6 protein-coding genes and 1 pseudogene are annotated in these 6,629 nt (G+C 51.5%); 2 read left to right on the forward strand and 5 right to left on the reverse strand.

The genetic code is table 11. The features are described 5' to 3' along the window. The 4 genes and pseudogenes from Q1B13_RS26420 to Q1B13_RS26435 form a co-directional block, all read right to left on the reverse strand. Positions 1 to 532 (reverse strand): hypothetical protein (locus Q1B13_RS26420; protein ID WP_298938246.1); only part of this gene is annotated, 532 nt, incomplete at its 3' end. A 423-nt stretch (positions 533 to 955) separates the two neighbouring features. After that, positions 956 to 1,398, reverse strand: a pseudogene (locus Q1B13_RS26425) (IS6 family transposase); the annotation flags it as partial. 79 nt (positions 1,399 to 1,477) lie between these two features. Further along, entirely contained in the window at positions 1,478 to 1,867 is a 390-nt protein-coding gene (locus Q1B13_RS26430) for a type II toxin-antitoxin system VapC family toxin (RefSeq protein WP_299085865.1), read from the reverse strand. Then, on the reverse strand, positions 1,864 to 2,091 hold the full coding sequence (locus tag Q1B13_RS26435; RefSeq protein ID WP_298938250.1) for a type II toxin-antitoxin system prevent-host-death family antitoxin: 228 nt from the start codon (positions 2,089 to 2,091) through the stop codon (positions 1,864 to 1,866). Before Q1B13_RS26435 ends, Q1B13_RS26430 begins: the two co-directional genes overlap by 4 nt. 146 nt (positions 2,092 to 2,237) lie before the next feature. Between Q1B13_RS26435 and Q1B13_RS26440 the strand changes: the two genes are divergently transcribed. Together Q1B13_RS26440 and Q1B13_RS26445 are read left to right on the forward strand one after the other, a co-directional pair. Continuing rightward, entirely contained in the window at positions 2,238 to 2,603 is a 366-nt protein-coding gene (locus Q1B13_RS26440; RefSeq protein ID WP_299085867.1) for a hypothetical protein, read from the forward strand. Continuing rightward, entirely contained in the window at positions 2,548 to 3,147 is a 600-nt protein-coding gene (locus Q1B13_RS26445) for a hypothetical protein (protein ID WP_299085869.1), read from the forward strand. Before Q1B13_RS26440 ends, Q1B13_RS26445 begins: the two co-directional genes overlap by 56 nt. 19 nt (positions 3,148 to 3,166) lie before the next feature. Here Q1B13_RS26445 and Q1B13_RS26450 read toward each other — a convergent pair whose 3' ends face one another. After that, a complete protein-coding gene (locus tag Q1B13_RS26450) occupies positions 3,167 to 5,638 on the reverse strand; it encodes a S8 family peptidase (protein ID WP_299800816.1) in 2,472 nt (823 codons plus the stop codon). Positions 5,639 to 6,629 lie beyond the last annotated feature (991 nt).

Raw genomic sequence — 6,629 nt, forward strand, 5'->3', positions numbered from 1 at the left:
ATATTTTGTGTGCTTCATCGACGAGTGTCGAGATAAACGTTCTAAGCAACCCCGTCAGGGAGCCATTGAGCACCGAAAGATTGACTTCATCAAGAGATGGCGCCATCCAGGAAAACTTATCACGATTAAGTCCTATAGACACAAGGCTCCGTCCTTCCCAACGTGATTTCCATGGTTGTGCATACGACACGAGCATTAAATCCCCTGCCTTGGTTTTTACCGAACGATCATTGAATTCATCGTAACGGCATCCATCTCGGATGAACCAGATTGCCCAATAGTCGAGATCGGACCTTCTGATCAGTTCATTCGTTCTTTCGCTACTGCTTGCATCAGATTCCCAATCAACAATATCTATGCCACAGAGATCGAAAGCTGAATATTGGGCGTGATATCCATTATCGACTGAGTGGGGTTTTTTGAGGTCGCAAAAAGGGGCTACCACTTGCGAAATTGCGTCAAACTGATGCCTTGGCTCAAAATCAAGGGTTGAATATTTGATTTGCTTTATTGAGTTGGATTTGTTTTCCATTGGAGCCAAGAGAGATTTACAACCATGTATTTGAGGGTTTCAGTATTTCGAAGTTTCTTGCTGGCTCTTCGGGATTTTGGATCTGAGCACAGCCGCAAACACTTTGGAGTTTAGCTTCACTCGAAAAGGGCAAGTCCACGCCAGCGAACGCATCGAGTGTTCTTCTTCCGGGATGTATTGAGCCATCCAGCCGAAGTAGTTGGTTCGAGCGACTCATTAGCTAAACTCCCAAGTGTCATGTTCGCCCAAAACAGGAAGTGGACTGTTCTGGGAGGATTAGTTAGCCACAACAGCTTTTGACAATGAAGTCGGATTGTGGAGCGCACAGTCTCAACGGCGTCGCGTGGGGTCTCAAATGAAATCCAGGTCATGTTGACAACACGTCGGAGCCAAAGCTGGCCGGATGTGATGTCGATGAAGCTCCGGACAGCCAAAGCCTAAGAGCATTTTGTTGATGGCTCTTATGCCGGCGGTGTTGGCACCGCTCTTGTCGATCACAATCTTCTTAAGCACTCCATTTGTCTCCAACATCCGGGCGAAGAGCCTTGTGGCTGTCGGCTTGTTTCGTCGTCGTGAAAGCATGAAATCAAGGGGTTTCCGTGTTTGTCGGCAGCCCGATAGAGGTAAACCCACGTACCTTTCACTTAGACGTAAGTTTTGTCCATTCTCCAAGAAGGGTCGCGCGGTGTTTTGCGGCGACGTGCTGCTTCAGAGATTGCACCGGAATACCGTGTTACCCATCGGTTCAGTGTGGTGTGGTCCACAGAAACACTGCGCTCGGCGATGATTTCTTCCAGGTCTTGATAGGAGGCACCGTAGCGGACGTAAAAGAACACTGCGCACCTTTGAAAGAAATCACAGACCAACCTTTAACTGGATAACGCCGTTCGCTACACAGGCGCTACCGCCTCGAAGATCAATGGTCAAAATTTGCAGCAGATCCCTTTACCAGACACGCTGCAATCCCGGCAGCATGTCGAAGACCGCATCTTTGGAAATGAGTGTCATGTTCAAAAGCTCCGCCGTCGAGGCCAAGAACCTGTCGAACGGATCACGATGAGACCAGTCTCGCAAACTCGCATGCAAACATATCTCAGGTGAAAGTGCCGCTGCGAGCCCACCTTGCTCCGACAATATGTCTGGCAGGTCTGTCACCAACGGTTCCATTTGGGGCCACTTACCAATCCTAACCTTTTGTCCTATTTCAAAAAAACTGATCGGACTGACAAACACTCCATCTGCGGCCGCTATCGCTGCGTGCGCTGTCGCTGACAGCTCCGCCTTTGATGCAAACGACCAAACCCATGTGTGGGTGTCTAGCAGAACCTGCTTCACTTACCTTCCCATGCGTCGAGTTCTTCGGTAGACAATGGTTCAAGGAAATCAGGCGGATTTCCAACCTTTCCCTCTAGCACGCCCAGCTTGAACCTGGACTGCGGGATCGCAACCAGCTTTACGACCGGCTTAGTTCCTTTCGCGATCACAACTTCTTCACCGGCGAGCGCCGCGTCAATGAGTTTGGACAATTGGCTTTTCGCCTTATGGACAGTAAACAACATGATATTTCCCCTTACTAGCTAACTTAGCTAATCGAAATCCAAATTCAAGTCTTACCTCTGTCCTCACCTTTCTTGGAACCATGTTCGTCCATCAGGCCGTTTCCTTGGCTTGGTGTGTTCATATGAAACCACGAGCGGATTATGTCATGAGGTTCAAATTGTGGCCCCGTTTTGCCTTCAAAGGCACACCGCGCAAGCCTGCCGCCCTGCGCCGCAAACAGCAGAAGGAACGTGCGGCTTTTCCATTATTGGCCGATCAGATCGCTGAGCAGCAACCAAGTGAAGATGAGGTCATGCGAAAACGCGCTGTGGATTGGAAGCGGCAAGAGAAAAGCAGCCGAAAACAACGCGCCGATAAATGGCGTGAGGCCAGGTGTCGGATGGCGGCCCATTCTTCCAACGTAGCAGCCGCCTTGCGCCATGCTTGGAACTATGCGCGCTACCCAGCCGATCCGCATGGCGCCTGTAAACGCCAGTCCGAGATATCCGCTCCAAAAGGCCCAATCACATGACTGTAAAATCGACGTCACTTGCAAGGAAGGCCACTCGAATCTGGAAATCGGCCCAGCTCTATGTCGGTTTCATCGGGATCCGCAGGGACGCAAGTGCGATGGTGCCAAGATCTGGCCACCCAAAATCGCCAATGCCACCATTCACGAGGACCCAGGCGAACAGGAAGCCTTTGTTGTACTCAAGAGCGAAGAGAGTAGCAGCTTTGGCGATGCGCAGGTTAAGTTTCGCAGCGACAGGGTGATCTTGCGGCGAAACATCGAAGTGGCGTGGCAGGGTGTTCAGGCTGACGCCATGGGTGTCATCGTCCGGGTGGCTGATGGCGTTCGGATCAAGCTCTGGCATGATGGTTCGGTCACGCGCAGAACCGATATGGACCGGACAACGATCGAACTCGATAGCTCAGTGTTCAGGAGAACCAAATATACCAGTGCCTACATATCCGGCGATGGCAGCGAGGTTGAAACCTTAACACCCGCGCACGACGCCTCCATCACTGATGCCGGAGTGCAATCCCTGCTCGATGATGACTGGCAACCAGGGTGAGTGCTTCCCACCGCCTTTATTAAAAACGCCACTGCACTCGAAACAGACCAGCGGTGGACGTTTCACCCGAGACATGTCCAGCATTTGTGGAATGCAGCATTCCAAGGTGAATTTCCGCTTGGTTGCCAAGCGGTGTTCGATAGTCGAACCCAAAATTGACCTGATGTGCCGATGGACTCAGATCGATATCATACTGTGTATATGTGAGTTCATTGTTTGAATTGCGCCCTGAAGCAAGTTCCACAGAGGCTGTTCCGCTCTCAATTCGAGTTGGTCGTTGCACAAAAAGAGTGAGAGTGCTGCCCTGTTGAAACGTGTCCGCGCGATCATATGCGACTTGGTAACTGGCGTAGCGTAACCGACTGAAGTCACCAATCAAACCTTCGGCCCGTGCGTCTGTAAGTCCAAACTGTCCGGACACCTGAAACGATGACCGCTCGTTTAATGGTAGAGACCAAGACACGTTCAAACTCGTGGATACGGACTCCAGCGGATCAGACGTGCCTGTCGATGTCATTCCCAACACGCCGTCTGTGTCATAAACGGACGAAAGGCCGAGCGTTATCGCACTACTATCAAATTGTCTGAGGTAGGACGCCTCAAAGCCGATGTCGCCCTCACTATCCGTGGGGACTAACAGCTCGATACGCTGCGTCTTGTTTGCATAGATGGGTAAAAGCACACCCCTGTAACTCTCCAAATAGTTCTCGGCACCATAAAGTCGGCTTGGGGTTAACACATCCAGGCTTGGGCGCGTGCCTTGTGCGCGCAGCCTCGTCAGGTTTCGGTCTCGGGCAAGGTTGGCCCTCTCAACAGAAAAAGCGGCACGGAGCAGGGGATTACTCCAAGACGCTTGCTGCACAAAAGAGGACGCGTCCAGTCGAAAATCTCCAGCCACTTGGTCCATGGACAGAACTGGCAGATTGGTCAGCCCCTTGACCAGAGCGTCCCCACTGGCACCGCCACCTACAATTGCGACTTTCCCAAGTACCAATTGCTCTCCAGATGCAGTTGTCGTGGATAAGGTGCCGATGGGCAAAAGCGCGGCACGCAAATCCATCAGCCCATGACCGAACTCCTCGTTGTAGCCATGGGAGAAACCGCCCTCGAATTCCAGTGTATGGGTGTGTTCAAAAAACGAGTTATCGGCAGTGGCCAACAAACGATTGCGTAATTGCGATCCCGACAAGTTAGGAAAGGCCTCCGCCAACAGTGCAATCGCCCCGGCAACTTGTGGGGTAGCCAAAGAGGTGCCCCCAGATCTACCATAAGGTGAGTCTACGTTACTACTTGCCACCTGCACCGCACCGTCTGCCCCAATGCACCATCGGGCAGCTTCCCAGCACGCGCTGGAAACTCGAACGGGTGTTCCAAAACTGTCACTTGCTAAGTCGTAGGGGACGAATAAGTTGATGACGGCCAACCAGCCTTGTTCAAGCTCCGGAATCACGACCGGCAAGGCGGCCAAATAGGTACTGTCCGAGCGACGGCTGTTGTTGTCCGCAGCAAAAACCACAACTGCTTTCCTGGAGTAGTCTATTAGGTCTTCTTCGAAACCATCCCGATACTGACTGGTGAATACTGATTTGCCTGCTGAAATCGAGGCCACAAGTATCCAGGAATTGCTGTGAACAATTGCGCCGTGTTCCGCCGCATCTGCAATGGAAGCTTCCCAGGATGTTGGCTCGTCTCCGACGGAACCCCAACCGAATAACCGCAGATTTGCGTTTGGAGCCACACCTTCGATTTGACCGAAATCATCAGAACCCGCAGCGATTGATGCGACGGCCGTACCATGATCGGCAACAATAGAGTTGTTCACGTTCGTGACGGTTCGGTCAACGGCTTTAAATTCATCATGCGAAAACTGGAAACCACCATCAAAGATCGCGATTGTCTGGCCAGCGCCCGTCAACCCAGCGCCGCGCGCATATTCCAATTTTATTGCAGAGAAAGGCCAATTGCTGGCACTCTGTTGTGCACCAAATCTCGCAGAATTTCGCGCATTGCTGACCGCTGCCGCCAAGGATTCTATTTCTTCAAAATCGCTTTCGGAAGTGAGTTTGATCAGCGTTCCGGAATCATCATAGAGATAACCCCCGGTGTAGTCATCGGGCTCAGCCGGCGGATCCACCGGTACCGGATTAGCCGGTGGGTCCTCCGGTGCAGGTTCAGGATTGGTTGGGTTGGGGTCTGGAGAAGGTGATGGACTGGAATCTGGATCAGAGTCTTCACTACCGCCATCGCCTGCGAGAGAGACTGCCGCTGCTATTCCGAGAATCCCGAGAATAATCATCGAACCCGTTCCAACCCGTTCCGGAGGTCTCCCAGGCGCCTGACTCCCAAGAAGAGCCGCTACGGGTGTCAGGTGCCAGTCTAGGGTCTGGCTGAGGTATTCCTCCATGATCGCAGGCCGGTTCAGGGTGATGTACGCGTGCGCATCCTCGAAAGTTGATGGATCCCGAGCATATTCAACGACGAGTAATTTCAAGACCTGTTGGTCTGAGTAGGGCGTGAGTTGGTCGGAGTAGATATTTGCCGAGACGGCGGTAGCCAAAGTTACAATAGCCGAAGTGGTAAGAACCAAACTACTAAAATAGCGCACGAAAATGCCCCTGCTTTACTTATTTGATTGTAACCATTCGGTTGCTATCACGGGTTTCTGTTTTGACGGGGCCAAAGCACCGCTTACGAACCAACTTCATGCCCTCCCTTTCCAGCTTTCAACAGCGCCAGTGTCTTCAATTCGTCGCTCAGCAGGCTGAACTAGGGCAACTAATAATAACAGGTTCCCGAAGTGTAGGGGGCTATTCTTAAATAGGCCCTAACTATGGTTTAGCAGCGTACTAAGGTGTGGAGGCTGATATGCTCAATGCTTCGCAAGACTGAAGAAAGACAGAACCATGTTGCGACTTTTCATGATACTTTCCCTCATTTCAGCCTTGGCTGCCTGTGATGTACCATTCGTACCCTGCATTTAAGCTGGCGTGCCTCTGTACCCTGATCTATCGAAAATAGTTGTATACAGAATTCGGCACCCCGTAATGCGATCAGGTGCGGTCGCATGTGGGACTTCGTTCGAATGGCATGTTGCCGACCGCACATTCCGGACATCAAAAATCAGGTGGCAAATGGCGGGCGAGCGTAACAAAATATGTTTTGCTTCGACTGCGCCAAGGTCAGTTACTTTATGCTTAGCCCGTGTTGGCAAAATGAAAGCCTGACAAAGGCAGTGCTCACCATAGCCCGTGGCTATCTAAATATAGGATTGGAATATTTCCCAATACAGCAACCGGGTTTTAAGGTTAGGTATGGAACGCATTGATCGGCCCCCGAGTGTTCGGCTAAAAATCGCCAATATTCGCAATAAATTCAGCCTGTTATTTGCAAGCCGAGTGGGTCTGACGTATCATCGGTTCATCGGTTCATCGGTTCATCGGTTCATCGGTTCATCGGTTCATCGGTTCATCGGTTCATCGGTT

The organism is uncultured Ruegeria sp. (genome assembly GCF_947489545.1).
GTDB lineage: Bacteria > Pseudomonadota > Alphaproteobacteria > Rhodobacterales > Rhodobacteraceae > Ruegeria.